The organism is Caballeronia glathei (assembly GCF_000698595.1).
GTDB lineage: Bacteria > Pseudomonadota > Gammaproteobacteria > Burkholderiales > Burkholderiaceae > Caballeronia > Caballeronia glathei.
Window position 1 is genome coordinate 1 of sequence record NZ_JFHC01000088.1, and the last position, 26,715, is coordinate 26,715.

Here is a 26,715-nt window from a genome sequence, read left to right on the forward strand (position 1 = left end):
GCTCTCCGCCAAGTTCGTGCTCGCACCAATGCGCAAGCGCTGGATCAGCAACGCCGCCGTCGCGTATGAAAACTCACGCTTCGATGCACTGCCCGCAGCCAGCCCGGCATCGTCATCCGGCCGCTAAAGGCCGCAGCGGGCGCGAGGCATGACGTCGCGCCCGCGCGGCCCGCGGGCAGATGCGGTGCGAATGGGTCAACCGATCTCCCGACAGGTACACAACATGGCAGAGATTTACGATGAACGCGCGGAAGTTGCCGGCCTCGACATCGCCAGCAAGCTCGAGCCGATCGACCCGAGTTCGCCGCTGCGAAAGCAGGCCTATCTGCGGCTGCGCCAGGCTATCGCCGATGCGGACATCTATGGCACGTCGCACGAAATCCGTCTCGACGAAAAGAAGCTGACGATGGCGCTCGGCGTGAGCCGCACGCCTGTACGCGAGGCGATCACCCTGCTGGAACAGGAGGGGTTTTTGCGCACGGTGCCGCGGCGCGGCGTCTACATCGTGCGCAAGACGCGCGGCGAGATCGTCGAGATGATCAACCTGTGGGCTGCGCTCGAAAGCATGGCGGCGCGTCTCGCGGCCGAGCGCGCGACCGACGAGGAGATCGCATCGCTGCGCACGATGTTCGAAGGCTTCCACGGCCGCCCGCCCGCCGAAGACATCGACGACTATTCCGATGCGAACATCGCCTTTCACCAGGCTGTCGTGCAGCTGTCGAAGTCGGCGATGATTTCGCAGACGCTCTCCAACGTCTTCCCTCACGTGCGCGCGATCCGCAGGTTCACGATTTCGCAAAGCGACCGCGCGTCGCGTTCGATCGCCGATCACGAGAACATCATCGACGCGCTCGAGCGCCGCGACGCCGATCTGGCGGAGAGAATCGTCCGCCGCCATTCCCTCGATCTCGCCGCGTTCGTCGAAGCGCATTGCGACGTGCTCGACGACTAGCATCACGAAACGTCATGCCCGATGGCGTGACGCGCGGCGTCGAACCTTCGCGCGCGTCCGTCGTCTTGCGGGCATGAGGCCATAGCCTTCAGAGGGCTTTCAACGGCCATATCGTACGGAAACGCATAAAGCCTTTGCGGAGTCGCGCACACCGCTTTCACGATGCTTACGACCGCGACCGGCCGGTCGATTGTGCAGGAAATACTTAAATCAATCATCATGTCACGGCGCCGCACAGGCGAGCCTTATTCCGCGCAAAGGTTTCTCGTGACTACATCGAACTCCCGTCCCACACTCAGCCACGTCGGCCTCGGCGTCCTGCTCGCAGGACAGTTGCTCCCGCAAATCGATTTCTCCATCGTCAACGTCGCGCTCGACGCCATCGCCCACTCGCTGCACGCCAGCGCGACCGAACTCGAACTGATGGTCGCCGTCTACGGCGTGGCCTTCGCGGTATGCCTCGCGATGGGCGGGCGGCTCGGCGACAACTATGGCCGCCTGCGCGTCTTCAAGATCGGCGTGCTGCTGTTCGGCGTCGCGTCGCTCCTGTGCGGCATCGCCAGCTCGATGTGGTTCCTGCTCGTCGCCCGGGGGCTGCAAGGCGCCGCCGCCGCGCTGCTGGTTCCGCAGATTCTCGCCACCATCCACGTCAGCCTGACGGGACATGAACACTCACGCGCCATCGGCTTTTACGGGGCTATCGGCGGGCTCGCGTTCATCATCGGACAGGTGCTGGGCGGGTTTCTCGTTTCGGCGGACATCGCCGGCATGGGGTGGCGCAGCGTGTTCCTCGTGAACCTGCCGGTGTGCGCCGCGATCCTCGCATGCGCGGGCCGCTGGATACCCGAAACACGCCGCGAACGCGCGGTCAGCATCGACCGGCCAGGCACGCTGCTGCTCACGATCATCATTGCCTGCGTTCTGCTGCCGCTGTCGATGGGCCCTTCGCTGCACTGGTCGTGGCCCACCGTCGTGCCCCTCTTCGTCGCGATTCCGATGGTCGTGCTGCTGTGGAAGACCGAGCTGCGCCAGGAACTGCGGGGCGCGTTCCCGCTCCTGCCGCCAACGCTCATGCGCCTGCCGAGCGTGCGCTTCGGTCTTCTGATCGCGTTCCTGTTCTTCTCGTCGTGGAGCGGCTTCATGTTCGTGGTTGCGCTGACGCTTCAGGCCGGCGCAGGCCTGTCGCCGCTCAATTCGGGCAACGCGTTTGTCGCGATGGGCGTCGCGTATTTCGCCGGCTCGCTCCTGAGTGCGCGAAGCGTCCTGCGTTTCGGGCGCAGCCAGGTCCTGATCCTCGGCTGCGCCATCCAGATGAGCGGGCTGCTGGCCCTCGTCGTGACACTCGACAGAGTGTGGCCGCATCCCGGCATCCTGAACCTCGTGCCCGCCACGGTCATCATCGGCTTCGGTCAGGCCTTCATCGTCGGCTCATTCTTCCGCATCGGCCTGAGCGACGTGCCCGCGGATCAGGCGGGCGCCGGCAGTGCCATGCTGAGCACCGTGCAGCAGGCGTCCTTCGGGCTCGGCTCGGCGCTGCTCGGCGTCGTGTTCGCGCAGACGCTGCGCCACTACGGGCAGTATCTCGATGCAGCCCTCGCCGGACTGGCGGCGGAGTTCTGCCTGATGTCGGTCCTGCTCGTCAGCGCGATCGCTTACCACAACAGGCATCATCGGCCAGCAGCGGTCCAGGCAGGGGCCGGATTGAACTGAACCGATGTTGGCGGCGAGGCTCCGCGCGCCGCTCTTTCATCGCGCCCGGCGCTGCGTCCACTTCGCGCCAAGCGCGTCGAGCCCGGCTTGCTGCAGGTGTTCGGGCCTCATCGCAAGCCGGAACTCGCATTCCGCGTTGGACATCAGCGACCACGGTCCCGCAATCGACGGCAGGTCTGCCGGCTGAGCGATATCGACGACGAGCACCGCGTCACGCTTTTCTGCCTTGTTCGGTGGAATAGATGACCTCAGGCCTCCATTCCTCGATCCGGGCGATGAACGCATCGGCATTTCCTTCTTTGACGAGCGTGTTGAACGACGGATGAGTCGGCGTCCGTTGCATCGGTTCGGCCGCCCCCGGTGCGTTCCGTTATGGGCGTCGATTGCGGAAACGGCGCGCGCTGCGGCTTCGGCACATCGCGCGGTGCCCGCCTCTATCGCCGCGATCGGCCTCGCCTATCGTCCCCACTATTGCCGCGCCGACAATTATCATTTCTTCGGATGAGGGTTTCTACCTATAACACATGCGCCTAGACTTCTTTCCAACGACGAAGCAAACGGAACGGAAGCAAACCCGCCAGCGACGTCCTCTCAAATCAAGATATGGAGGTTCATCATGTTCAAGGCAATCATCCCCGCAGTGGTTCTCGCGTCTGCTTTGGCTTTTCCGGCCCTTGCCAATGCACAGAACAATGGTCCGGTCACGCGTGCTCAAGTGAAGGCTGAACTGATTCAGCTCGAGAAGGCAGGCTACGATCCGGCAAGCGATCAGGTGGACTACCCGGAAAACCTTCAGGCTGCGCAACGGCGCGTGAACGCGCAAAATGCGGCCGCGGCATCGGGCTACGGTGCATCGACGGACAGTCGTTCCGCATCGGGCAGCCACTTTGTTCGCCCGGTCTCGAATGTGAATCCGGTCGATTACAACCGCCCGTAATGGTCCGCTCGCAAGATGGTGAAAACGAAAGGCTCGACGTTAGCGCGTCGAGCCTTTTTTACGGTACCGGCAGATCGAAGTTCAGCGCATACGCGACGCAAGCGGGGATCATCGCAACGAATGTCCGTTGCAGCACCGCAATAGGCCACTGAAAGGATGCTGTACCCATCCTTTCGCATAATGGCGCGCGCAGACATGCGAGGCTAGTCTCTCTCCGTGGACGCCGTAAAGATATCCCGTCGAAGGCTTTCGCCGATATCTCGCGGCATTTCGATTCTCGGCACGGATGGCATGCATGCTTCAATGAGCTGGCACGCGATCCGGTTTATTGAACGGAAACGAAAACATGGACCAGCTCACAACGTTGCGCGTCTTCGTCACGGTGGGCAAATTGCAGAGCTTCACGCGCGCTGCCGATGTGCTCGGCATGCCGCGCTCGGCCCTCTCGCGCGCAATCGTCGAACTGGAGGAACGCCTGAGGGTGCGCCTTCTGCATCGTACGACGCGTCGCGTCGAACTCACCGATGCTGCGCGCGAATACTTCTCGGCGTGTTCACGCATCCTCGAGCAGATCGAGGTGGCGCATCGCGACATCATGCAGGATTCGCTCGTGGCGACAGGCACGCTGCGGCTCGTGGTGGACCCGGTGGTCGTCTCTTCCACGCTTCCGCGGCTGATCGCCGGCTATCACGAACGCGCGCCGCATGTTCGCGTGGACTTCACAGTCAGCGACCGCTCGACGAACTTCCTCGACGGCCGCTACGACATCGGCATCCTTCAGCCTGAACTCGTCGGCGACGTGTCGGCGATCAGCCGTCCGCTCGCGAGCGCCGGGCTCGCGCTCGTTGCGACGCCTGCTTATTTGCGACGGCGCGGCGTGCCGCACAGTCCCCGCGACCTCGCGTCCCACACGCTGCTCAAGGCGATCGAATCCGAAACGCGCGGGCCCGCGAAACTGCATATGCGCGAAGGCACGAACACGATCGAGGTGCCATTCGATCCTTCGATTACGGGAAACGGTCTTGTGATCCGCGCATCGGCGCTTTCGGGGCTCGGCATTGCATTGCTGCCTGAAAGCGCTGTCGCGGCAGAGCTTGCCGACGGCAGCCTGATTCGCGTACTGGACCAGTATCCGCTCGAGGAAGCGAGTGTCGATCTTGCGCTGTTCTATCTGCACCGGAGCCATCTCGCGGCGCGCAGCCGCATTTTCGTCGACTTCTGCGTGGAGTTTTTCCGCCGCGAAGCACGCGTCGATGCATGGTCCGGCTCACCCGTCGGAACCGCTCCCGTCGTGATCGACGAAGAACACCCTATCCCCGTCGCGGGACGTGCCGTCGGACACGATTCCGCTTCTTGCCTGACCACATGCGAAAACGCGTGAATGCTGCTGGAGCATTCACGCGTCGTTCCTCATTTGCCTTCGCTTTACGCGTGCAGGTTTGACGCTTCGCGCGTCAACCCGCCTGCTTCCTGACCCCTCGGCGCGAACGCAATCCCCGGTGTCCGGCGCGGGCCACGATCGCGTCGATGGTCACCCGCGCGATGGCGCGCCTCGTTCTCCTCGCAACATTCGACAAGCGCTTTTCGCTGACAGGGTGACGGGCCCATACGAGCGCAGCGAACCAGCCGACGATGGTCCACCCCAGCAGCACATTCACGATCGTAAGCGCGAATGCGTCTTCACGCGCCCGCATGTCCGCGATGATCGCCGGCGTCAGGTAGAGAATGAACGCACCCAGATAAGCTACTGCTTCCAGAACTTTCAGCATTGCAATGCCCCTTGCCGACCTCTCGTCGACACCACAGGGCAGGCGTTTCGTCATACATGCGATGCGCCCGCCCCTTTCCTGAAATGATTAGTGATGCGCGTAGATGCTGCCCGATGACGAGGCCACTTGACGGCTGCCGCTCTGGGTCGACTGATCGCTTACGCCGCCATAGGCGCTCTGCGTTTCGCCGGCGGACTGATTGCGCTCGACCGCGAGCGTCTGCGCGCTCTGGCCGCGCTGCGACGCAGGCGCGCCGTCACCCGGACGATAGAAAGGCGCGGGGCCGTAGCCGCTCGCGAATGCCGGTGCTGCAACGGCTGCCGAGACTGCGACGAGCAACGCCGCAAGAAGTTTGCTTTTCATGATGACGCTCCGACCCGATTCGATTTCGATCCGCGTCGCAATGAACCTGATCGATGCTTCGCGGTGTTGATTGAAATGTAGTGTATGACGCGTGCGCCGAATTTCTATGCTCGCAGGCCGAAATCACAGTTGCCGATTGACGAACAATTCCAGAAGCAATGCGAAGTGCTTTCGTTCGGTTCCGGCACCAATGAACGAATCGAAAGCCGGTGATAGCATCGACCTCATACGATGAGGAAAACCATGCGCACCGCAAAGGACTATCGCGTCGATAGCATGCGAATCGAACACAGCGTTTTCCGCGAAGGCGAGCTCTCCGTCGGCCTGACGCTTCCGTTGCTCGAGGCGGGCAATGCCATTGCGAATTCCGATGAGCAACTGAGCGTCGCGAAGCTCGCGGACGCGCTCGGATATCGTGCGCTCTGGATACGCGACGTGCCTTTGAACAATGCCGACTATCCGGACCCGGTCGGGCATCTCGATCCGTGGGTCTTTCTCGGCGCGCTCGCGGCCAGCACGAAACAGATCGCGCTCGTGAGCGGTGCAATCGTTCTCACGTTGCGTCATCCGCTGCATATCGCGAAGGGCGCCGTGTCGGTGAGTACGCTCAGTGGCGCGCGCTTCATCCTCGGTCTCGGCTCCGGCGACCGCCCCGCCGAATACGCCGCATTCGGCAAGGATGCCGCTGAGCGCCGCGACCTGTACCGTCGCCACTGGGAGACGGTCGCCGCGGCACTGGGGCCGGCGCCGCGCATCATTCCAGACCATGCTCCACCCGATGCACCCGACTTCTTCCTCCTGCCTCGCGAGCCGGCACCGATTCCGTTGCTCGCGGTCGGTTCGGGAGGCCAGAGCGTCGACTGGATCGCGAGGAACGCGATCGGATGGATGACCTACCATCGGGAACCGGAGGCTCAGCGAGCCAGGCACGGTCTCTGGCGCGCGGCGGTGGAGCGCCTGCCTTCACGCGAGTTCCGCGCGTTCGGCATCGCGATGCGCGTGGACCTCAGCGATGATCCGCATGAGCCGGCGAAGGAGATTCCGCTCGGCTACCGGAGCGGCCGGCATGCGTTTGCGGAATTGCTGCAGGCGATGCGCGAACGCGGCACGCACCACGTGAGCCTGAATCTGACGTCGGTACGTCCCGTGCGGGAAGTCATCCAGGAAGTCGCGGCGGAAGTCCTGCCGCGGTTCCATTCACGGTGACGAATGAACTCCCGCGCAACGGCTCGCTGTTGGTGCACCGAAGCCAGTCGCAAGCCTCCTGGCCAGACGCCGATTCCAGCGCTGGCGCCCAAGGATGCAAGGCACTCGTTCCACTGACGCGAGACGGAATCCGCACTCAAGACGGCGCGCAGTTTATACACCATTTTTGCGCGGCAACGATCAAACTGGCGCGAGCGTCTGACGCTTGGTCGCGCCAGCAAGGCAAGACAGAGCGCCCGGGCGGACAATTCAACCCGGCACGTCCAGCAAGATGGTACTCAGAACTACGATGCGCATCAGAGGGATGGTCAAGCTCGTCGCCTTGGTCATACTGTGCAACCAGATTCTTACCGCGATCTTTTCGTACGCCTGTCATGCGATCGATCCGAATGTCGCGCCGCGCGTCGTGTCGGTATTCGGGATCGCCTCGTCGCTGATGATCGGCTTCTGGCTGGAGGCGGACGCGCGCCGCGCATATCGCTACGCGAACGAGAAGAAGCTCGTCATGGGGACGGATGCATCTCATCCCATGCCGCGCATCCGCAGCGACTGCCCGAAGAAGTGGCTCGTGATGCTCTACATCGAATTGAACCCGGTACTCGTCGGGCTCTGAGCATGTGAATCGTCGTCGAGGATCGCTGCGCTAAGGCTGGAGCGGGCATCCCTCTGGACGCACCCTGGAGCCGCGCTGCCCCGACGGCACCTTGCAGTTGTTCACGCGCTGATCGTCGCTCGCCTTGTCGCCCAGACGCTCCTTCAGTGTCTTGGGCGCCTGAGCAGCGGCATCGGAGACATGGCTTTCCTGGGCCGCAGCCGGATTCGTCTGCGCCGCAGACACGCATGGTGCACGGGCGGCAATGAAGAGGACGCAGGCCGCCATGCCACGGAAAAGAATCATCGCCGCGCTTCTCACGTTGTTGGCCCCTCGTACTGTTTCGACGCGCTTCATCAACACACATACCTTCGATTGTGCAAGCTACGGAACCGCATCGGTTCCGGCACTCCGATTCTTGCGGTTCAATCGCGATGAGCGCGCCGCGTGCGCGATCATCGCGCGGCGTGTACTCTTTTGCCTTTCAGTCGAACCGCGCGCGTGCGCCCCCGGAACCGATGACGTCACCCTCTCCGCAGTCCGCCATTGTTGAACTCGACGCACTCGCCCTCTCCGCAGCCATCCATTCGCGGCAAGTCTCCTGCGTCGAAGTCATGCAAGCGTATCTCGCGCAGATCGAGCGCATGAATCCTCTCGTCAATGCGATCGTGGCGCTCCAGGAACGCGACGCGCTCGAGCGGCTCGCCGCCGAGCGGGATGCGCAGATGGCGCGCGGCGAGAGTCTCGGGCCGCTTCATGGCTTTCCTCAGGCGCCGAAGGACATCCTGCCCGTCGCGGGCATGGTGACGACCAAGGGTTCGCCCATCTTCGCAAACCAGATTACAACCGCCGACGCGGTCGTCTACGAACGCATGCGCCGGGGCGGCGCGATCTTCCTCGGTCGCACGAACTCGCCCGAGTTCGGGCTCGGCGGTCACACGTACAACCCGGTCTACGGCACGACACGCAACGCATTCGATCCGTCGCGCTCGGCCGGGGGCAGCAGCGGCGGCGCAGCTGTCGCGGTGGCGCTCGGCATGCTGCCGGTTGCCGACGGGTCGGACATGATGGGTTCGCTGCGCACGCCCGCTGCGTTCAACAACGTCTTCGGCCTGCGCACCTCTCCCGGCTGCGTGCCGCACGGCCCGGGCGAGGAAGTGTTTTTCCAGCAGTTCAGCGTCGCGGGCCCGATGGCGCGCAACGTCGCGGATCTCGCGCTGCTGCTGTCCGTGCAGGCGGGCTTCGATGCGCGACTGCCTCTGTCCCGACGCGGCGATCGGCCGGCCGATTTCGCCGCGCCGCTCGCGCGTGATTTTCGCGGCGCTCGCATCGGCTGGCTCGGCGACCTGGATGGCCACCTGCCGATGCAGCGCGGCGTTCTCGACACCTGCGCGTCGACGCTGAAGCACTTCGAGGCCGTGGGCTGCAAGGTCGAAGCGGCACGCATCGACTTCGATGCGGAGCGGCTGTGGAACGCGTGGCTGGACCTGCGCAGCTTCACGTTCGCGGGCGGCAACGCGGCCCTTTACCGCGACGAGACGACGCGCGCGCTGCTCAAGCCTGAGGCGGTGTGGGAAATCGAGCGCGGCTTGCGGCTCTCCGGGCAGGACGTCTATCGCGCGGCGCAGGAGCGCTCGGCGTGGTATCAGTCGATCCGCGGCCTCTTTGAGCGCTTCGACTTCCTGGTCATGCCGGCCGCGCAGGTGTTCCCGTTCGACGCGGACATCGACTGGCCGCACACGATTGGCGAGCGCGCGATGGACACCTACCACCGGTGGATGCAGGCCGTGGTGCCCGCCACGATGGCCGGTCTGCCCGCGCTCTGCGCGCCCGCGGGATTCGGTCCGGAGGGTCTGCCCGCAGGCATCCAGATCCTCGGTCCGGTGCAGGCAGATCTGGACGTGCTGCAGATCGGTTTCGCCTACGACCAGGCCAGCGGCTATTCGCGCGTGCGAAGTCCTCTGCTCGGCTGATTCCGCGGGGACCGTCGTGTGACGCCAGCCCGATCGGGCTGCGGTGCAGGCGTATCAATGCGCGGCGCCGGCCGCATGCCGCCGCGCGTAAGGACGGGCCGCGGCGGCGGGACAGCCGGCCGGCGACACGATGTTGCGGCCCATCGCCTTCGCGTGATACAGCGCTTCGTCGGCGGCCTTCATCAGGTCCGTCACATCGTTGCCGGACGCGGGGTCCCAGCTCGCCGTGCCGATGCTCGCCGTCACGAGACCATACTCGCTGCCCGCGTGCTGGATGGAGAGATTGCAGATCGCGGACCGGATCTTCTCGGCAATGAACGACGCACCGGACGAGGGCGTGTTCGGCAACAGCACGACGAACTCCTCGCCGCCATAGCGCGCCGCGGTGTCGCCGGGGCGCCGGATGCTCTCGCCGATGCATCTCGCCACGGCGGCGAGCGCCTCGTCGCCCGCCTGATGGCCATACGTGTCGTTGTAGGCCTTGAAGCGGTCGATATCCACGAAGAGCAGCGAGAACACATTGCGCGCGCGCCTCGCCCGCCGCCACTCGAGTTCGAGAATCTCGCCGAACGTGCGGCGGTTGTTCAGGCCGGTCAAACCGTCGGTTCTCGCAAGCAGTTGCAGTTCCGATTCCGCGCGCATGCGGCGGCGCAACTGGTTGCTGAGCACCGCGGAGAGCGCGACGAAGCCCAGCGCCAATACGACCATGAGCGAACCGATGGTGAGCGCGCGCTGCCGCCATGCCGCGTAGATGTCCTGCTCGGCGACCGCGACCATCATGATCATCGGCAGGTGCGGCAGGTTCTTGAAGGTGTAGAGGCGGCGCACGTTGTCGATGGACGCCGTGTCCGCGAAGCTGCCCTCCGTTTCCGTGATGAAGCGCCGGTACGTGCTCGCCTTCTTGATGTCGCGCCCGATGATGCGCACGTCGTACGGCTGCCGCATGATCATGATGCCGTCACGGCTGATCACGGATGCCGAACCGTGGGCACCCAGCGAGAGGCCGGCAAGCAGATCGCGGAAATAATGCAGATTCACCGCAATCACCGCGATGCCCGCAAACGAGCCGTCGGGATTCGAAATGCGCCGGCTCAATGCAATGCTCGTGACGCCCTTGCCCAACGGAAAGCGGAACGGATCGCTGATGTAAAGACCTGCATTCGCATCTTCACGCTGGATGGTGAAAAACCGGTGAGCGGAGAAATTGGCCTTTCGCGGCGTTTCGCTATTTGAATCAATGACGATATTACCCGCCGCATCGAGCACGAGAAGCGATTCCAGATATTTCGCGGTCGCCGCGCGATCGAAAAGAACATCGCGCCTCAAGTGCCCGGGGAGATTCATGACCTCCTGCTGCCTGAGCCCTTCGACGACTGCCTGCAGCGAGAGATCATAAAGTTCGAAATTGCGAACGATATCCCGTTCCGCGACGAGCGCGACATTGCGCGACGTTTCGCGCGTGCGTTCGAGCGCGTCCGTGCGGCTCTGATAGAGCACGATCGCGCAGAGTCCGACCATGACGAACGCTATCAGGGCGCCGCCATACACGATGCCATGCAGCGAAGCAGTTTCACCGCTTCTGAATCTCGCGCCCTGTCGAATAAACCACTCGTTCAATCTCATCGTTATGCATTTTTCCAGGCGTAGTCAGGCGGATTTTATTTAACAACGTGTTGCAGCGCCATGAAAAAAGAATGATGAATGAGGGTTGTATCCAATATGACGCGCCTGGCCGCTTAGTTCTGATGTTTTGCTATGCGATTGAAATCAGCGGGTTAGGATATATCCCTCGACAGGATATGAAACACGGTATCGATTTCGCGCAGGAATTGCCTGTCGGCTGGATACGACGGTTAAGTACGAACATTCGTTAATTCCCAATGAAATTGCATGCGCTCATCAATGCGGGGAACGGTTATCGTTTGTCTGACTTGTAAGCCGCGGCGATCAGGAAGATTATCGAACCTCCTGTAACGCGTCCTTAAAACATACTGCCCCGAAGTCCGCTGATAGCAACGAGGCAGCCGCGCCACGCGCCTTCTCCGGTGAACGAAGACAGTGCGTACCGCGCGTCATGCCTTCAGGCCAGGCCTGCGATTCGCACATACGACAAAAGAACCATGACGAGTATCGATGTCACGCGTTGTAGCCAACGGGAGTCCTTGCACTTGCTGTTCTGGGTCGTGTTCGGGTTGTCATCGCTGTCCTGGGGCGGACTCGCGCTGATGGCTCAACTGGAGCGGCACTACGTGGAGCGCGAGCAGCGCCTTTCGCCGATCGCCTTCGCGGACCTGATGGCGCTTGCGTGGATGGTGCCCGGGCCGGTGGGCTGCAACGTCGCCGTGCAGCTCGGACATGCGCTGCGGGGGCGCGCCGGCGCGTGGATCGCGGGCGTGGCAAGCGTGCTGCCGTTTTTCCTGCTGATGACGGGTTTCGCGATCTTCTACCGCACGCCGCTCGTGCATGCGGTCACGTCGCAGACGCTGATCAATCACTTCAGCGTCGTGCTCGCGGTGCTGATCGGCATCACGTGGTACAAGCAGACGCGTGCGATCCTGCGCGGCAAGCTGGAGTGGGCCGCCGCCGCGTTCGCATGCGTGGCGCTCGCATTCGCGCACAGTCCCGCGGCGTACGTGCTCGTGCTCGGCGGCACGTTTGCCGTCGGCTGGCTGTCGAGCCCGCAGCAGGAACCGGAGGTCAGGATTTCGATGCATCGCGGCGACTGGCGGCTGCCCGTCGGACTGGCAGTCCTGCTGCTCATCTTCGCGCTGCCGATGCCGCAACAATGGGAACTCACGCTGCTGTGGCCGCGCCTCGCGGGCGCGGGCCTCACGCTGTTCGGGGGCGGCTTTTCGGCGCTGCCGGTCCTGAAGACACTGTTCGTGAGTCCGGCCACGGGCCTCACCGACAGCGACTTCACGCTCGCCTTCGCACTGTCGCCGATCTCGCCGGGCCCGCTGCTCAACGTCATTCCCTTCCTCGGCTATCTGATCGACGGATGGGCCGGCGCATTGATCGCAACGGCGGCGCTCTTCGTGCCGTCGGGATGCTTCGTCATCTTCGCGCAACGGCATCTCGCCGCGCTCAGGGCGTATCCGCGTTTCGAGCACGGCATGCGGCTGCTGCGCGCGGCCACGACCGCGTTTCTCGCGATCGCCGTGCTGCGCATCGTGCTGCGCATTCCGTTCGAGCCGATGTACCTGCTGACAGCCGCCTTCGGCTGCATGTGCCTCGCGAGGCTCAAGCTGCCGGTGTATGCGGTCTATGGCGCTGTCGCGATCGCCTGCGCGATGGGCTTCGCATTGAGATGAGCCGACCCGCGCCGCGCGTGCGGGACTCAGGCGCCGAAGCCGAACAGGCGGCGCGGCGTATCCCAGAGAATGCGCCGGCGCGCCGCGGCGTCCGGAACCATGTCGGCGAACAACGTCATCAACGGTGCGTAGTCGAGCCGCACCGGAGAGCGCAGAAACGGCCAGTCCGAACCCCACACGCACGCGTGCGGCCCGAACGTGCGCACGAGTTCCAGCACGTAGACCTGCGCGTCCTCGTACGGATGCTCCTGTTGTGAAAACTTCTGCATCCCCGACAATTTGACGACGGTGCGTCCGCCGTCGGCGAGGCGCAGCAGCGCCTGAAAGCCGGGCTGATTCAGCCCGGCCGCGACGTCCGGCCGCCCGCAATGATCGATCAGAAGACGCGTGCGCGTTCGCGCGAGGAGCGGCATCAGTTCGGGCAGCTGGTTGCCCGTGACCTGAATCTGCGCGAACAGGTCGAGGTCGGCGAGCATGTCGAAGAGGGCATCGGCATCGGCCATGGCCGCGACACCTTCCATCGCCGGATTGAACGCCACGCCCACGACGCCGGCGCCCTTCAGACGCATCAGTTCCGCACGGCTCACGTCGTTGTCCACGACGGCGATGCCCTTGAAACGCCCCGCGCCGTGTTCGATGGCGTCGAGCATGCAGCGATTGTCGGTCCGATAGCCGCTGGTGGGCCCGACCAGCAGCGCGTGACGCACCCCGCAGGCGTCCATGACGCGTGCGAACTGGCTCGCGGTGCCGATTTCCTGCGCCGAGGGGCGATACACCGTGTCCTCGCGATAAGGGAAGCGAGCGGGGTCGAAGATATGGTTGTGGCAGTCGATCTTGTCTTCGTCGTAGAGGTGCATCACTGGGTCTGTCATTGATTGAGGCCTTCAGCAATGAGCGATGGCCAACGCGGTGATCGTCAGGCGCTCATGACCTCGGGCGGGTGCTTTGCCACATAGCGCCCGGGCGCGGGCTCGATCGGCTTGAACTTCGCATTGCCCGCGCGCTTGGGGGCAGCGACCTCCTTGCCCGCGTGAGGCCGAAGCCACTCGATCCAGTGCGTCCACCAGCTGCCGGAGTGGGACTTCGCTGTCGCGAGCCAGCCTTCCGGATCGTCGCCCGGTTCGCCATCGGCCCAGTAGCTGCGCTTGTTCTTCGACGCCGGATTGATCACGCCGGCGATATGCCCGCTCGCGCCGAGCACGAACTGCGTTTCGCCGCCGACCAGCCGCGTCGAGCGATACGCGCCCTTCCACGGCACGATGTGGTCCTCCTGCGTGCCGAATATGTAGCTCGGCATGTCGATGCGCCCGATGTCCACCGGCGTGCCGCACATCGAGAGCCGCCCCGGCTTGCACAGGTTGTTCTCGAGATACATGTTGCGCAGGTACCAGGCGTACATCGGCCCGGGCAGATTGGTGCCGTCCGCATTCCAGTAGAGCAGGTCGAACGCCTGCGGCGAGCCACCCTTGAGGTAATTGTTCACTACATACGGCCAGATGAGGTCGTTGGCGCGCAGCGTCTGAAAGACGAAGCCCAGTTCGCCGCCCGAATAGATGCCGCCGCGCCCGATGGTCTGCTCGCGCTGTGACACGCCCTGCTCGTCGATGAACACGCCGAGATCGCCCGGGTCGCTGAAGTCGAGCATGGTGGTAAGCAGCGTCAGGCTCGCGACCGATTCTTCGCCGCGCGCACGCAGCACCGCGATCGCCGACGACAAAATCGTGCCGCCCACGCACCATCCGACCGCGTTGACCTTGTCGGCGCCGCTGATCGCGCGGCCGACTTCGAGCGCCTTGATCGCGCCGCTTTCGATGTATTCGTCCCACGTGATGTGGCCGAGATCCGCGTCCGGGTTGCGCCACGAGACGAGGAACACCGTCTGCCCCTGTTCGCATGCGAAGCGCACGAACGAGTTTTCCGGCTGCAGATCGAGGATGTAGAACTTGTTGATGCACGGCGGCACGATCACGAGCGGCCGCTCTGCAACCTGAGCCGTGAGCGGCGCGTACTGGATCAGCTGGAACAGTTCGTTCTCGAAGACCACCGTGCCCTTCGACACGGCCACGTTGCGGCCCACTTCGAAGGCGCTTTCGTCGGTGATGGAAATGCGCCCGCGCTTCAGGTCTTCCAGCAGGTTCGCAAAACCCGTGCGCATGCTTTCACCCTGCGTTTCGATCGCGGCCGTCATCGCCTCGGGGTTGGTGGCGGCGAAGTTGGCCGGACTCATCGAATCGATGAACTGTCGCGCGAAAAAACGCAGCTTGTGCTTTTCCTTGGCTCCGACCGCGGCCGCCTCGACCATGTCGTGCAGCAGACGCGAATTGAGCAGATACGTCTGCTTCAGCAGGCTGAACCACGGGTTCTCGTTCCAGATCTGGGCGTTGAACCGTCGATCGCCGCGCTCGGGCTCGACGGTCGCCGCGGCCTTGCCGGCCGTGGCGCTCGCCATCATGCCCATGTAAAGCGCCATCTGCTGCTGCCAGTAGTGGGCCTGCGCCTGCGCGAGCGCGAGCCCGGGCAGCGGTTTCGCGGCATCCTCGGGCGCGGTGTCCGCTGCGCCCGTATAGGCCTGCAGCAGTGTCTGTCCCGACTTGAAGAATCCCCGGACGAACTCGTCCGGCATGTTGAACGGCGCGGTCATGCTGCCTCCCGGAATCTGATCGAAGAAACGCTGCTCGCCGCGCTGCTATTTGCGCTGCAGCATCTTCTTGATCTCGTCGACGTGTTCGTTCGCGCGCTGCGTGATGCTGGCCATCGCGTCCGCCTGCGACTTGCGTGCGATTTCCGCCAGATCCTTCATGTCTTCGAGCGCCTTCACGCATGCGCTGCGCGCCACGTCGGCCTGCTTGCCCGGATCGGCGATGCCCGACTTCGCCGCTTCCTGAATATCCTGCATCGCCTGGGTGAACATCTCGGTCTGCTTGCGCGCGAGCGCCTGCATGGATTCGTAGGCGGTCTTGTTCGCCTCGACGATCGCCTCGATGTCCTTCCTGCGCGACTCGACGATGGAGGACATGTCGACGCCCGGCACCTTGAATTGTTCGAGCATTTTCGTCAGATCGGCGAAGGGATTGGTTTGTTCAGCCATGACTGTCTCCTGGTTCGTTCGCGTGGGATACGACGTTGAGCAACACTCATGCCGGACGGTCGTCGCAACGCCCGCCGGTCCCGAGATCGTAACCGGCTAATATGTCCGTGTCTCGTCGAATGTCATTCCTGCATCGGCGAAAGGTCCTTGACCGCGATTTCGCGGCCCCGCCCGAGCGTGACCGGCGGCACGAGCAGCGCGAACACGACGATGCAGCCCGCGATCACGAGCATCGCGCAGAACGTGAGATGCAGTGACGCGTGAAGCACCAGCCGCACGACGGGCTCGCTCAGCGCCTCGATATGCCGGGCGTCGAGAAGCTGCCGAAGCTGCTCCGAGGTGATGGCCGCGCCGAGCGAGGAATGGCTCAGGCCATAGTTGAGCGCCGCGCCGAACATCGTCGCCCCGAGCGTGCTGCCGAGGTTTCGCGAGAAGAGATTCGACGCCGTCGCGCTGCCCCGCTGATCGACATCGACGATTTCCTGGATCAGCACGAGCGAACTCACGCTTGCGAGCCCCATGCCGAAGCCCGTCACCAGCGAGCCGACGGCGGCGGTGACGGGCGAACCGTGGGGCGTGAGCAGCACGAAGAAGAGCACGCCGAGCGGCACGAACATGCTGCCCGCGATGAAAATGGGCCGCAGCCCCACACGGTGGAAATTGCGCGCCGCGAGCGTGGCGCCCGTCGGCCATCCGAGCATGATCATCGTCAGGGCGAGGCCCGCGACCACAGGGGAACGCGCAAGCACGCCCTGCACGTACATCGGCAGGAAGGTGGTCGCGCCCATCAGGATCATGCCGGACAGCAGGGTGGCCGCGTTCGATGCCGCGATCGGCCGTCTCGCCCAGAGCGCGAACGAGATCATCGGCTCGGCGGCTCGCCGTTCCTGCATCACGAAGAGCACCGTGAACACGCCGAACGCGGCGACCGAGGCCATCGCCTTGTCGTGCTCCGACGTGCCCGCGTAGGTGAGCGCCATCATCAGCGACGCGATCGCCGCCGCGAACAGGAGCGCGCCCGCGACGTCGATGGAAGGCCGGGCGTTGCGCGGCGATTCGCGCAGATAGACGATGAAGCCCGCCGCCGACGCGAGTCCGATCGGCACGTTCAGCCAGAAGATCCAGGCCCACGACAGCTCGCGGATGATGAGTCCCCCGGCCATCGGGCCGAGCACGGCGGAAATCGCCCATACGCTCGCGAGATAGCCCTGCACCTTGCCGCGTTCGCGCGCAGGGTACAGGTCCGCGACGATCGTGAGCGTCACCGGCTGGATCGCCCCCGCGCCGATGCCCTGCACCAGCCGGAAGACGATCATCGCGGGCATCGTCCAGGCGAAGCCCGCCAGCACCGACCCGACGAGAAATATGGCGATGCCGCACAGCACGATCGGCTTGCGCCCGTACAGGTCCGCGAGCTTGCCGAAGATGACCGTCATCGCGGTCTGGCCGAGCAGGAACGAGGAAAAGACCCAGCTGTAGAGGTGAATGTCGCCGATCTGCGCCACGATCTGCGGCATCGCCGTGGAGACGATGGTGGCCTCGATGGCGACCATCGCCATCGAGGCCATCACGGCCGCTATGACGGGTGCGCGCGACGTCGTCGGGTTGTCCGGGGTGGGGCTGCTGTTCATGTTGTTCTGGCGGTGCAGTGAGTTTTGCGCGCGCGTCGGACCGGAGCGGTCGCACGCATGGCGCGCCGCGGAATGATAAGGCTTTGCGGAAAGTGCTGCCGGACGACAGCCCGATTGAAGACGCGATTGCACAATGCGAAAACCGCCGTCACGCAGACGGGGCGAAGCGGCGGCGCGCGGGAAGCCGCGCGGCGGGATCGCACGGCGCCGTACAGGCTCGTGCGTTGAGACTCAGTTCACTTGCGCGACCAGATATGACGCGCGCCCGGCTGCCCGGCTTCGGCGTCCTTCTCTCCTGCCTTCTTCTTATGGGGCGTGGCGAAGAGCACGTCCATTACCGCCAGCAGCGAGAGCGCGACCACCGCGACGACGACAATCGTCCCGATGATGTCGACCAGATTCATATGCCCTCCATCGGTCAGGGGTGTGCGGGGTCATCGGCTGTCCGCAGACGGATACGGCTTGCGGCGCGGCACGCCTCTACACCTGTACGCCTCGCAGCCCGGCTCGAAGTAGACGCTGCGACGGTACCATATGTTCCGCGCCGTCAAAAAGGGTTTGCATGCCGATGCCCGTTCCGTGGCGCGCGCGACGCATCCGGGATGCGTGTGTGACTCGTTTTGCCGGGCGATGTCACATTCGATGCTGACAAACGGCGCTTTATGCCATTTAATTCAATCGCTGACGCATCCGCGCGATGCCCAGGCGATCCCGGCGACCGCATCCATCCAGCCTCGTTGCATCCGGTCCCGCAAGATCGCATCGTCTCGCCCTGCCCTGCCCGCCGCAACCCGCACAAAGATGGAGTGACGCCATGGCCTTGCATCCGACGAATCGGTTCAGACAGCTGTGCCTCGCGTTGGCCCTGGTTCCGCTCGCGGCATGCGGCGACTCCGATTCCGACGCGGCCACGGAACCGGTGCCGGCCGAGATATCGCGTGTGATGCAAAAGTCTGTCTATAAGGATGCCGTCTGGTCGCTGCATGTCGTCGACCTCGGAAGCGGCCGCACCATCTACGACATGAACTCGACGCGGCCGACGCTGATCGCATCCGTGCGCAAGCTCTTTTCGGTCGGCATGGCGCTCGACCAGCTGGGCCCGCAGCACCGCTTCGTCACGCCGGTCTACAGGCAGGGCGCGGTGGACGCGGCCGGCACGCTCCAGGGCGACCTGATTCTCGTCGCGAGCGGCGACCTCACGATGGGCGGGCGCACCAAACCTGACGGGTCGCTTGCCATCACCAACTTCGACCACAACGAGGCGAACGCGCTCGGCAACGCCCTCCTCTCCGCGCCGGACCCGCTCGCGGGCTACGACGCGCTCGCCGCGCAGGTCGCCGCAGCGGGCGTGAAGAAGGTCACGGGCGACGTGGTGATCGACGATCGCCTGTTCCAGCCGTTCAATTTTCGCGGCGAGTTCGACGTGCGCCCGATCTTCGTGAACGACGACACCGTCGATGTCGTCATCAATCCGGGCAGCTCGGGCGGCGCCGCATCGGTCGACTGGCGGCCGAAATCAGCGGCTTTCACCGTGCAGTCCACGCTTTTGACCGGCGCCCAGGGCTCCGAGCTCGACATCGACCTGACGCCCGAGCCGCCCGCCTGCATCGGCGCGCCGGGCTGCACGGGCAGCGTCTCGGGCAACCTGCCGGCCGGGTTCGTTCCGCCGCTGACGAACCAGTATCCGCTGATCCGCACGTTCAGGATCTCCGAGCCTTCGAACTATGCGCGTACCGTGTTCATCGAGGCGCTCGGGCGCGCGGGCGTCGAAGTGGCGGCCGCCCCCGTGAAGCCGAACCCTGTGCAGGCGCTGCCGGCGCAGGGCTCCTATGCGGCGTCCGCGCGCCTCGCGCAGCTGACGTCGCAACCGTACGGCGATTACGCGAAGCTGATCCAGAAGGTGAGTTACAACATCGGGGCGGACACGAGCCTGATGCTGTTCGGGCTCGCGGCGAACGGCTCGACGACGGTTGCCGGCGCGCTCGCCGCGGAGCAGAACGTGCTTTCCACGCAGTTCAAGATCGCCCCGTCCGACCTGCATTTCATCGACGGCAGCGGCGGAGGCGAAACCACCGCCACCGGCCGGTCGATCACCACGCTGCTCGCGGGCATGACCCGAAGAACCGCCTACACGGCGTACTTCGACGCGCTGCCGATTCTCGGCGTCGACGGCTCGCTCTCGTTCGTGACCGACTTCGAGGCCGATCCGACGCTCGCCGGCGCGAAGGGACAGGTGCACGCGAAGACCGGCACCTACGTGTCGGGGCCGCCGCTCACGCTGAAGGGCCAGGCGCTTGCCGGCTACATGAACGCGCGCAGCGGCCGCCAGCTCGTCTTCATGCTCGCGGTGAACAACGTGCCGATCTCCTCGATCAACGACGTGCTCGCCGTCTTCCAGGATGAGGGGACGATCGCCGCGATTCTCTGGAAGGTTCAGTAGGTATCGGCGGACATAGGCGAACATCGCGGCGGGCATCTCCGGTCCGACCGGAAGATGCCCGCCTCACAGCGGTTGCAGGCCGCCTCAGGACGACCGGTGCGGCAGCGCGCCCAGCGCACGGTCCCTGGCTGCACCGCTCTCGCCGTTCGCGCCGATATCGGGCGAAATGGCCTCGAGCGTCTGCTGGCTCGTTTCGATCCTGAGCGCGAGGATCGCGACGCTCATCAGAAGGAGCACCGCGCTTACCATCGACACCACGCCGGTCACGCCGAAATGCGTGTAGAGGACGATCGCCACGTAAGGCGTCGACATCGACGCCGCCCGTCCGCACGTGCCCGCGATGCCGGTGCCGCGCAGCCGGTGCGTCGTCGGGAAAAGCTCGGGAATGTAGCCGAAGAGGCCCAGCGTGCAGACCGTGTAGATCGCGGTGACGAGCGCGAAGCCGACCACCGAGATCGCCGCGGGATCGCGCATGTGAACGTAGAGGTAGCCGAGCGCGACCGTCAGGACGGAGAACGCGACGAGCCCGTTGCGCCGCCCCATGCGGTCCGCGATGAAGTATCCGACGATCGCCCCCGCAGGCGCGCCGAACGACATCAGCAGCACGAAGCCGAGCGACTGGACGATCGTCAGCCCTTCCTTCACGAAGAACGTCGGCAGCCACGCGACGAATCCGTACAGCGACATGTTGATCGCCATGCACGTGAGCGCGGCGACCAGCGTGCGGCCGATCATCCCCCGCTCGAAGAGCGCGGAGATCGGCGTGTGCGGCGCCTCGTGATTGAAGACGTGCGCCACGGGCGGCAGCTTGCCGGCGCGCGCTTCGACCTCGCGCTCGATCGCCGACACCGTCGCCTCGGCTTCCTCCAGCCGGCCGACTGTTTCGAGCCAGCGCGGCGACTCGGGCATGCGATGGCGAAGCACCCACACGATGATCGCGCCGACGCCCGCGATCGCGAACATGTAGCGCCAGCCGAGATGCGGAATGACCCAGTAGCCGATCGCCGTCGCGCCGAGGAGCCCGGAGTTGATGATGAGTGCGAGCAGCGAGATCCAGCGGCCGCGCGTCGCGGGCGGCACGAACTCGCTCAGCGTGCCGGCCGCGACGACGAGTTCCGCCCCGAGCCCGACGCCCATCACGAAGCGCAGCACGATCAGCCAGTAGATGTTGGGCGCGAAGCAGGCGGCGATCGACGCCAGGCCGAAGATCGCCAGATTCGCCTGGTAGGAATAACGCCGGCCGAAGCGGTCGCCCAGGTAGCCCGACAGCCCGGCGCCGATCATCATGCCGAGAAAGGTGGCCGAGATGAAGAACGAGCCGATCCGCAGGTCGGTGAAGCCGCTCTTGACCATCGCGGCGAGCGCGCCGTTCGCGAGGTAGATGTCGAAGGCGTCGAGGAAGGCGCCGGCGCCGATGAGGCCGAGAATCTTCCAGTGGAACGAGGTGATGGGGAGCCGGTCGAGCCGGGCGCCTGAATTGACGATAGCCAATCCTGTCTCCAATGTTTGTGCGTATCCAGATCCGCCCGGCTGCGCCTTCTTGCTGTGCGCCTGCCGCCGAAGCGCGCGAAGCCGGGCAGTGTGCCCGTCGTGCAAGAGTGCACTTGGCTCGCCCAACGGGGAATTTGCTTTTTTGGAAGGTTCCGTTCGCCAAAAGTGAACGTCCCGCTTCGCGCGCGCTTCGGGCGGACATCCGATGGCGTTCGCGCGATAACGCGGCGGATTGAGGAACAGATCGCGCGAATCGAACGCGGCGGCGGGTGCGGCGGCCTTCGACCGGGGACGTGCAGGCGGGATGCGGTCAGGCCGCGGCGCGGGCCCTTGTCAGTTACCGCGTCAGATTTACCGCGCCAGGTTTTCCGCGTGCACGGCGCGGAAAGGGAGCGTCGAAACGAACTGGTCGATCACGCCGGAGAGCGTCGCGCGCGAGACGCCGTCCTGCGCCTGAATCGAGAGCCCCGCGAACACGGTCACGCACAGTTCGGCCAGTTTCCCGACGTCGGTGTCGGGCGCGAGTTCACCGTCCCTCACGCCTTCCGACAGTTTCTCCGCGATCATGTCGGCGACCTTGCGGCGGCGCTCGTGCAGATGCACACCCAGTTCGTGATGCTGCGCGCCGATGTTCATCGCGCCGAGGAACAGCATGCAGCCCCTCGACACGTCGGGCTGCGTGAACAGTTCGACCGTGCTTCCGAGCATCGCCTGCAGCGCGTCGCGGCACGAGCGGTGCGCGGCGAGCGCACGAAGCGGAGCCCCGCCTTCCGCGCCGATATACAGGTCCATTGCCTCGCGAAACAGGTCTTCCTTGCTGCCGAACGCCGCGTACAGGCTCGGCGAATTGATCCCCATCGCCGCGACGAGGTCGCTCATCGAACAGTTGTCGAAACCCTTGTCCCAGAACACTTCCATCGCGCGTCTCAACGCCGCCTCGCGGTCGAACGACCGCGGCCTTCCGCGCGGCCTGCGCACGGCTTCGTGATCGACTGACGACATGCCTTCCTCCTTGCCCCGCGGGCCTCATCCATATTTCTGTATCGATCATAACAAAAATACTGGACATGAGCCAGCCATATGTCCTAATATGTGTGCCAGTCGTTACATAAATGGTCCGGCGCTCTGGATGCGTGCAAAGGCGCAACCCGCTCGGCCCCGCCAATCGCAATTCAAGGAAACGCAACATGAAATCATCGATATCCGCACTTGCCGCAGCGCTGCTGCTCGCCGCTCCCGTCCTTTCGTCCGCGCAGACGATCAGCACCGTCGCCACGCCGGCGGCGAAGACCTTTTCCGTCTTCGTCGATCCGCCGACCGGCTTCACCTATGTCAAGATGCCCTCGGGCTGGAAGTTCGTCGGCGCCGTCTCGAAAGAGGAGATGCGGCAGCTTCCGGCAACGCTGCTCACGTCCGGACCGCAGCCGGACGCGTCGCAATCGGCCGATGGCGATATCGTCAAGTAGGTCACTGCCCGGCGGGCGGCGTGGCCTTCCGCCGGAGACGGCAGCGGCGTGACATCGTGCGCCGCCGCGCGCCGGGTCAATCCTTCAGGTCGTCGGGCACCTTGCCGCCGTTTTGCGCGAGCTTCTGCATGACCTGCTTGTGCAGCCAGACGTTCATCGCAGCGGAATCGTCGGGATTTCCGCCGTAGTGCAGCTCCGCCGCGAGTTCCTTGCGCGCGGAGAGACTGCTGTCGAGCCCGAGCAGCTTGAGCAGATCGACGATGGACGTGCGCCAGTTCAGCGGCTCCGTGTGCTTCGACTGCATGCCGGCGAGCACCGCTTCGACGTCCACCACCGGCATCGGCGTGACGGGCGGCTGGACGGCGCCCGCAGACGCGGCCGTCGACGCGCCGCCGGGCGCGGCCTTGGCTGTCGCCGGGCTCGGCTGCTGCGGCGTCGCCGCACCCGCCGTCGCGCCGGAGCCGGCATTGGCGGGATGATCGGGCGGGAAGATCTTGTTGAGAATGTTCGTGAAGATGCTCATGCTTTGTCTCCTGAGAAAGGTCGATGGGGCAGGCGCATAGGGCGCAACGTTCGTTCCCGCGCGGGGCGGCCTGAAAGGCTGCGCAGCTCCGCGACCTCGCCTGCGTTGACCAGATCGAGGAGCGCGCGATGACAGTCTCCCGTTTGCGAAACATTCCCGGCATCGGTGTCGACAGGATGGGCGATGCGGCGGACGCGTCGAAGAATCCGAACATCCTTCGCCTCGAGAATCTCGACACCGACCTGCGGCCCCCGCCCGAAGCCATCCGCCGCACCCACGAGGCCGTCGACGACGACACCGCGAACAGCTATCTCCCGTTCACCGGACAGGCCGCGCTGCGCCGGGCGGTGGTCGCGCGGATGAAGCAGTCGGCGGGCACCGAGTACGATCCCGAGAGCGAATGCATCGTATCGGCGGGCGGCCTGGCGGGCATTCTCAACGTGCTGCTGTCGATACTCGAGCCCGGCGACGAGGTCGTGCTGACCGATCCCACCTACGCCGGGCTCATCAACCGCGTGAGACTCGCGGGCGGCGTGCCGGTGTTCGCGCGGCTGATCCCGGGCGCCGACGGCTGGCGGCTCGACCTCGAGAGCCTCGCGCGCGCCATCGGGCCGCGCACGCGCGCGCTGCTCGTCATGTCGCCGTCGATGCCGAGCGGGTTCGTTGCGACCGAAGCGGAATGGGCGGCCATCGCGGCGCATTACGTGCGCCCGGACGCATGGCTCGTCTATGACGCCGCCATGGAGCGCATCCTGTTCGACGGCCGCCGGGTCATCCATCCGGCGTCGCTCGCGGGCATGCGGGAGCGCACGATCACCGTCGGCTCCGTCTCCAAGGAATTCAGGATGATCGGATGGCGCGTGGGCTGGATCGTCGGCCCGGCGCCCATCATGGCCGACGTCCGGCTGACGAGCCTGTCCAACGTGGTGTGCCAGGTCGGCATCGGCATGCCGGGCGCGACGGCGGCTCTCACCTGCGCGGACGACGGCGTCGCGGCGGCGGTCGGTCAATGGCAGGCGCGCCGCGATTTCCTCCTGCGCGCGCTCGACGATCTCCCGGCGATCCGTCCCGACGGCGGATGGTCGATGCTGATCGACACCGAGCAGCTCGGCATCCCGGCGCCGGAAGCATCGCGCATGCTGCTCGCGAAGGGCGAAGTGGCGGCGACGCCGATGACCGGCTGGGGGCCGGACGCCGCGCGCTACCTGCGCTTCGTGTTCGCCAACGAACCGGTGTCGCGGCTGGCGGATATCCGCGCTCGCGTGCGTACCGCCTGGCATCTCTGACCGCCTCAACGTTCAGACAATATGACCCCTGAAAATCGTTGCGAATCTGCGAGTTGAGGGGTAATCTTAAAGTGAATTATAGATATGTCGCAGCGCCCGTCGAGCCGGCGTGCGAGTCGCGGTACGAGGTGCGCTGATGACGAAACGCCTTGATTCTCCCTTGCGCTGCGAGGTCGAAAGGTGGTTCTGCGCGGGCGGCAAGGCGCGCGTCTCGCGCTTTGGCCGCATCTATCCGGGCGGCAGCCGCTATGTGTGCGTGCGCGCGCCGTTGCTGTCCGGGTTCTACTCGCTGTATTTCTTTCATCACGGCGCCGGCGACTGGCGGATCTACCCGCCATGGGGCGTCGGTCCGAGCATCGTCTATTCGTCGGCCGTCGCGCCGCATCCCCGCGTTTCCAGCAATCATGCGTAAGCGCCGAAAAAGCGGGCCGGGCCGTCCGTGGCCGCGGCTCGCGCGCGCCCATGCGAAAGGCAGGCGATCGACAACCGGGCGGCAAGCGGTCAGCAAGCGGTCGGCAGGCAAATGCACCGCGCCAGCGGCGCTCCCTCGCACGCCCGGATGGGCCCGCGCAGCGGGCCTCCGAAATTACCCTTAGGAATGCGATTGGCGGTCCTTTCAGCGGTAGGATGGACCACCGCGATGTCGCGTGAATGGAATGTCGGTTGTGCCGTGGAGAGGAAGGATGCGCAAGGTAATAGGTTCGTTTCACAGTTCCGCCAAACTCGATGAAGCTCTCGAAGAACTCTATGCCGAGGGTGTGTCACGGGATCGGGTTCATCTTTCCACCGTCGCCAGCCGGACAGGCGAATTTCTCCACGATGCCGCCGACGAGCCAGGTGCCTGGTCCGACTGGCGCAGCGCCGAATATGCCGGACACGGCGAGCATCTGGGCGTCGTCGATTTCCACGATCACCTGTTCGAGGCTGCGGATCTGGCGCGCCCCGTTCCGTTCGCGCAAGACCCCGACGCGGTCGATTCCGACTCCCTGCTCGCGGTCACCGTCTGCGCGAAGGACGAGGCCGAGCTCGCGATGATCTGCGAGGTGTTGTCGCGGCTGGGCGCCGTGGACGTCGACGAGGCCAGGGCCGCCGCCTGAGTCCCCGGCGCTGCGGTTTTGCGCCGCTTCCAAACCTAGAGGTCGAAAAATGGTGGACGACTCCACTTCCGAAAGCCCCGCCGCATCCGGCGGCAAAGGCGAAGGCCCGAACGCTACGAACGCCACGAATGCCGCGAACGCCGGCGGAGCCCAGCGCCCGAAGCCGCGCATATCCGCGACCGGCGTACCGGCAGGCGGGACAGGTTCCGACACCGCGGACCCGAACACGTCGGCAGGGGATGCAGAGGACGCACAAGCGTCGCACGGAGGCAAGCCTTACCGGCTGACCGTCGTAAAGGGAAAGCTATCGGACGCGCAGGAAGCGTTGCGCCAGCAATACCGCATCGCCTCCGACACCACCGACGATTTCGTCCACGAGAATCCCTGGAAGGCAGTCGCGTTTGCAGCGCTTACCGGGATCATCGTCGGCATGCTGGCGGCGCGCTAGGGCAACCGGCGCTGCCAGAGGACCTCTTCACTTCAGGCGTCCTCGAACGCTTCCGAAGGACCGATATCGACGCCCAGCACGCGAAGGATGTCGCGGGCGAAATCATCTGTCGCGGCGAGCCACTCCGGCGAGCCGATCGCGTAGAAGCTCGGGTTCGGCTTGTCGCACGCCTTGCGGATGGCGACGAGGCTCATGCCCAGCGCGGTTGCCTCGTGGTAGAGCGGGTCTTCCGGGCTGAGCGGATGTTCGTTGTCGTATTTCATTGCCGTGTTATCGGCGAACGCCCGCCCATTGTTTAGGAGCACGGGCTCTAATGTTCAACCGTGACGATCTGTTTCGGGAGCCGGCCGGGACGCCCTGCAAGCGCTCGGCACGCCTTGGCATCGAGCCAGGCAGGAAGTAAAAAACGGTAGCGGCAGGCGGGTCGTCCAC

General features: G+C 64.9%; 28 protein-coding genes. 14 read left to right on the forward strand and 14 right to left on the reverse strand.

The window, feature by feature from the left end:
- Positions 1-223: 223 nt before the first annotated feature.
- Positions 224-952, forward strand: coding sequence for a GntR family transcriptional regulator (locus tag BG61_RS33395; RefSeq protein ID WP_035932091.1), 729 nt, complete (start codon positions 224-226; stop codon positions 950-952).
- A 267-nt stretch (positions 953-1,219) separates the two neighbouring features.
- The gene (locus BG61_RS33405) at positions 1,220-2,662 is read left to right on the forward strand and encodes an MFS transporter (RefSeq protein ID WP_035932185.1); all 1,443 of its coding nucleotides are present in this window, start codon (positions 1,220-1,222) and stop codon (positions 2,660-2,662) included.
- A 36-nt stretch (positions 2,663-2,698) separates the two neighbouring features.
- On the opposite strand, the gene BG61_RS33410 is transcribed toward BG61_RS33405, so the two are convergent.
- Complete coding sequence (locus tag BG61_RS33410; RefSeq protein WP_232256166.1) at positions 2,699-2,947, reverse strand: hypothetical protein; 249 nt, start codon at positions 2,945-2,947, stop codon at positions 2,699-2,701.
- Between the two features lie 331 nt (positions 2,948-3,278).
- Here BG61_RS33410 and BG61_RS33415 point away from each other — a divergent pair, with 331 nt between their 5' ends.
- Both BG61_RS33415 and BG61_RS33420 read left to right on the forward strand, forming a co-directional pair.
- Positions 3,279-3,599 carry a DUF4148 domain-containing protein gene (locus BG61_RS33415; RefSeq protein ID WP_035932070.1) on the forward strand — a complete coding sequence of 107 codons (321 nt, stop codon included), beginning with the start codon at positions 3,279-3,281 and terminating at the stop codon, positions 3,597-3,599.
- Positions 3,600-3,945: 346 nt separating this feature from the next.
- Complete coding sequence (locus BG61_RS33420) at positions 3,946-4,980, forward strand: LysR family transcriptional regulator (RefSeq protein WP_051672967.1); 1,035 nt, start codon at positions 3,946-3,948, stop codon at positions 4,978-4,980.
- A 73-nt stretch (positions 4,981-5,053) separates the two neighbouring features.
- Here BG61_RS33420 and BG61_RS33425 read toward each other — a convergent pair whose 3' ends face one another.
- Together BG61_RS33425 and BG61_RS33430 are read right to left on the reverse strand one after the other, a co-directional pair.
- Positions 5,054-5,422, reverse strand: a complete 369-nt coding sequence (locus BG61_RS33425) for a superinfection immunity protein (protein ID WP_370818069.1) — start codon at positions 5,420-5,422, stop codon at positions 5,054-5,056.
- A 33-nt stretch (positions 5,423-5,455) separates the two neighbouring features.
- Complete coding sequence (locus BG61_RS33430; protein ID WP_035932061.1) at positions 5,456-5,731, reverse strand: hypothetical protein; 276 nt, start codon at positions 5,729-5,731, stop codon at positions 5,456-5,458.
- Between the two features lie 243 nt (positions 5,732-5,974).
- Here BG61_RS33430 and BG61_RS33435 point away from each other — a divergent pair, with 243 nt between their 5' ends.
- Positions 5,975-6,937 carry a TIGR03571 family LLM class oxidoreductase gene (locus tag BG61_RS33435; RefSeq protein WP_035932055.1) on the forward strand — a complete coding sequence of 321 codons (963 nt, stop codon included), beginning with the start codon at positions 5,975-5,977 and terminating at the stop codon, positions 6,935-6,937.
- Between the two features lie 289 nt (positions 6,938-7,226).
- Positions 7,227-7,550 (forward strand): hypothetical protein, encoded by a 324-nt coding sequence (locus tag BG61_RS33440; protein ID WP_035932154.1) that lies wholly within the window; start codon positions 7,227-7,229, stop codon positions 7,548-7,550.
- Between the two features lie 30 nt (positions 7,551-7,580).
- Here BG61_RS33440 and BG61_RS43440 read toward each other — a convergent pair whose 3' ends face one another.
- Positions 7,581-7,835 carry a hypothetical protein gene (locus BG61_RS43440; RefSeq protein ID WP_129572150.1) on the reverse strand — a complete coding sequence of 85 codons (255 nt, stop codon included), beginning with the start codon at positions 7,833-7,835 and terminating at the stop codon, positions 7,581-7,583.
- A gap of 212 nt (positions 7,836-8,047) precedes the next feature.
- Here BG61_RS43440 and BG61_RS33450 point away from each other — a divergent pair, with 212 nt between their 5' ends.
- On the forward strand, positions 8,048-9,502 hold the full coding sequence (locus BG61_RS33450) for an amidase (RefSeq protein ID WP_035932144.1): 1,455 nt from the start codon (positions 8,048-8,050) through the stop codon (positions 9,500-9,502).
- A gap of 54 nt (positions 9,503-9,556) precedes the next feature.
- Here BG61_RS33450 and BG61_RS33455 read toward each other — a convergent pair whose 3' ends face one another.
- Entirely contained in the window at positions 9,557-11,125 is a 1,569-nt protein-coding gene (locus BG61_RS33455) for a sensor domain-containing diguanylate cyclase (protein ID WP_051672969.1), read from the reverse strand.
- Between the two features lie 497 nt (positions 11,126-11,622).
- Here BG61_RS33455 and BG61_RS33460 point away from each other — a divergent pair, with 497 nt between their 5' ends.
- Positions 11,623-12,813: a chromate transporter gene (locus tag BG61_RS33460; RefSeq protein WP_035932042.1), complete on the forward strand. Its 1,191-nt coding sequence runs from the start codon at positions 11,623-11,625 to the stop codon at positions 12,811-12,813.
- Between the two features lie 26 nt (positions 12,814-12,839).
- Here the strand turns inward: BG61_RS33460 and BG61_RS33465 are convergent, their stop codons facing one another.
- The 5 genes from BG61_RS33465 to BG61_RS43035 all read right to left on the reverse strand — a co-directional run bounded on the left by BG61_RS33465 (position 12,840) and on the right by BG61_RS43035 (position 17,936).
- Positions 12,840-13,670 (reverse strand): amidohydrolase family protein, encoded by an 831-nt coding sequence (locus BG61_RS33465; RefSeq protein ID WP_035932034.1) that lies wholly within the window; start codon positions 13,668-13,670, stop codon positions 12,840-12,842.
- A 59-nt stretch (positions 13,671-13,729) separates the two neighbouring features.
- Positions 13,730-15,454 (reverse strand): class I poly(R)-hydroxyalkanoic acid synthase, encoded by a 1,725-nt coding sequence (gene phaC / locus BG61_RS33470; protein ID WP_051672970.1) that lies wholly within the window; start codon positions 15,452-15,454, stop codon positions 13,730-13,732.
- Positions 15,455-15,499: 45 nt separating this feature from the next.
- Complete coding sequence (locus BG61_RS33475; protein ID WP_035932026.1) at positions 15,500-15,901, reverse strand: phasin family protein; 402 nt, start codon at positions 15,899-15,901, stop codon at positions 15,500-15,502.
- Between the two features lie 122 nt (positions 15,902-16,023).
- Entirely contained in the window at positions 16,024-17,532 is a 1,509-nt protein-coding gene (locus tag BG61_RS33480; RefSeq protein ID WP_035932113.1) for an MDR family MFS transporter, read from the reverse strand.
- Between the two features lie 236 nt (positions 17,533-17,768).
- Positions 17,769-17,936: a hypothetical protein gene (locus BG61_RS43035; protein WP_158447237.1), complete on the reverse strand. Its 168-nt coding sequence runs from the start codon at positions 17,934-17,936 to the stop codon at positions 17,769-17,771.
- Positions 17,937-18,346: 410 nt separating this feature from the next.
- On the opposite strand from BG61_RS43035, the gene BG61_RS33485 reads away from it, so the two are divergent.
- Positions 18,347-19,972 (forward strand): D-alanyl-D-alanine carboxypeptidase/D-alanyl-D-alanine-endopeptidase, encoded by a 1,626-nt coding sequence (locus BG61_RS33485; RefSeq protein WP_035932017.1) that lies wholly within the window; start codon positions 18,347-18,349, stop codon positions 19,970-19,972.
- A gap of 84 nt (positions 19,973-20,056) precedes the next feature.
- Here BG61_RS33485 and BG61_RS33490 read toward each other — a convergent pair whose 3' ends face one another.
- On the reverse strand, positions 20,057-21,463 hold the full coding sequence (locus BG61_RS33490) for an MFS transporter (protein WP_035932005.1): 1,407 nt from the start codon (positions 21,461-21,463) through the stop codon (positions 20,057-20,059).
- A 351-nt stretch (positions 21,464-21,814) separates the two neighbouring features.
- Positions 21,815-22,465 (reverse strand): TetR/AcrR family transcriptional regulator, encoded by a 651-nt coding sequence (locus tag BG61_RS33495; protein ID WP_035931993.1) that lies wholly within the window; start codon positions 22,463-22,465, stop codon positions 21,815-21,817.
- A gap of 185 nt (positions 22,466-22,650) precedes the next feature.
- On the opposite strand from BG61_RS33495, the gene BG61_RS33500 reads away from it, so the two are divergent.
- Positions 22,651-22,929: a hypothetical protein gene (locus tag BG61_RS33500; protein ID WP_035931983.1), complete on the forward strand. Its 279-nt coding sequence runs from the start codon at positions 22,651-22,653 to the stop codon at positions 22,927-22,929.
- A 76-nt stretch (positions 22,930-23,005) separates the two neighbouring features.
- On the opposite strand, the gene BG61_RS33505 is transcribed toward BG61_RS33500, so the two are convergent.
- Entirely contained in the window at positions 23,006-23,452 is a 447-nt protein-coding gene (locus BG61_RS33505) for a DUF3597 domain-containing protein (RefSeq protein ID WP_035931968.1), read from the reverse strand.
- Positions 23,453-23,580: 128 nt separating this feature from the next.
- Here BG61_RS33505 and BG61_RS33510 point away from each other — a divergent pair, with 128 nt between their 5' ends.
- From BG61_RS33510 to BG61_RS33525, 4 genes are all read left to right on the forward strand, one after another.
- Positions 23,581-24,738: a pyridoxal phosphate-dependent aminotransferase gene (locus BG61_RS33510; protein ID WP_035931956.1), complete on the forward strand. Its 1,158-nt coding sequence runs from the start codon at positions 23,581-23,583 to the stop codon at positions 24,736-24,738.
- 136 nt (positions 24,739-24,874) lie between these two features.
- The gene (locus BG61_RS33515; RefSeq protein WP_051672971.1) at positions 24,875-25,150 is read left to right on the forward strand and encodes a hypothetical protein; all 276 of its coding nucleotides are present in this window, start codon (positions 24,875-24,877) and stop codon (positions 25,148-25,150) included.
- A gap of 271 nt (positions 25,151-25,421) precedes the next feature.
- The gene (locus BG61_RS33520) at positions 25,422-25,835 is read left to right on the forward strand and encodes a hypothetical protein (RefSeq protein WP_035931943.1); all 414 of its coding nucleotides are present in this window, start codon (positions 25,422-25,424) and stop codon (positions 25,833-25,835) included.
- A gap of 49 nt (positions 25,836-25,884) precedes the next feature.
- Positions 25,885-26,283, forward strand: a complete 399-nt coding sequence (locus BG61_RS33525) for an ElaB/YgaM/YqjD family protein (protein WP_035931929.1) — start codon at positions 25,885-25,887, stop codon at positions 26,281-26,283.
- Between the two features lie 32 nt (positions 26,284-26,315).
- On the opposite strand, the gene BG61_RS33530 is transcribed toward BG61_RS33525, so the two are convergent.
- The gene (locus BG61_RS33530) at positions 26,316-26,546 is read right to left on the reverse strand and encodes a hypothetical protein (RefSeq protein ID WP_035931919.1); all 231 of its coding nucleotides are present in this window, start codon (positions 26,544-26,546) and stop codon (positions 26,316-26,318) included.
- Positions 26,547-26,715: the final 169 nt, after the last annotated feature.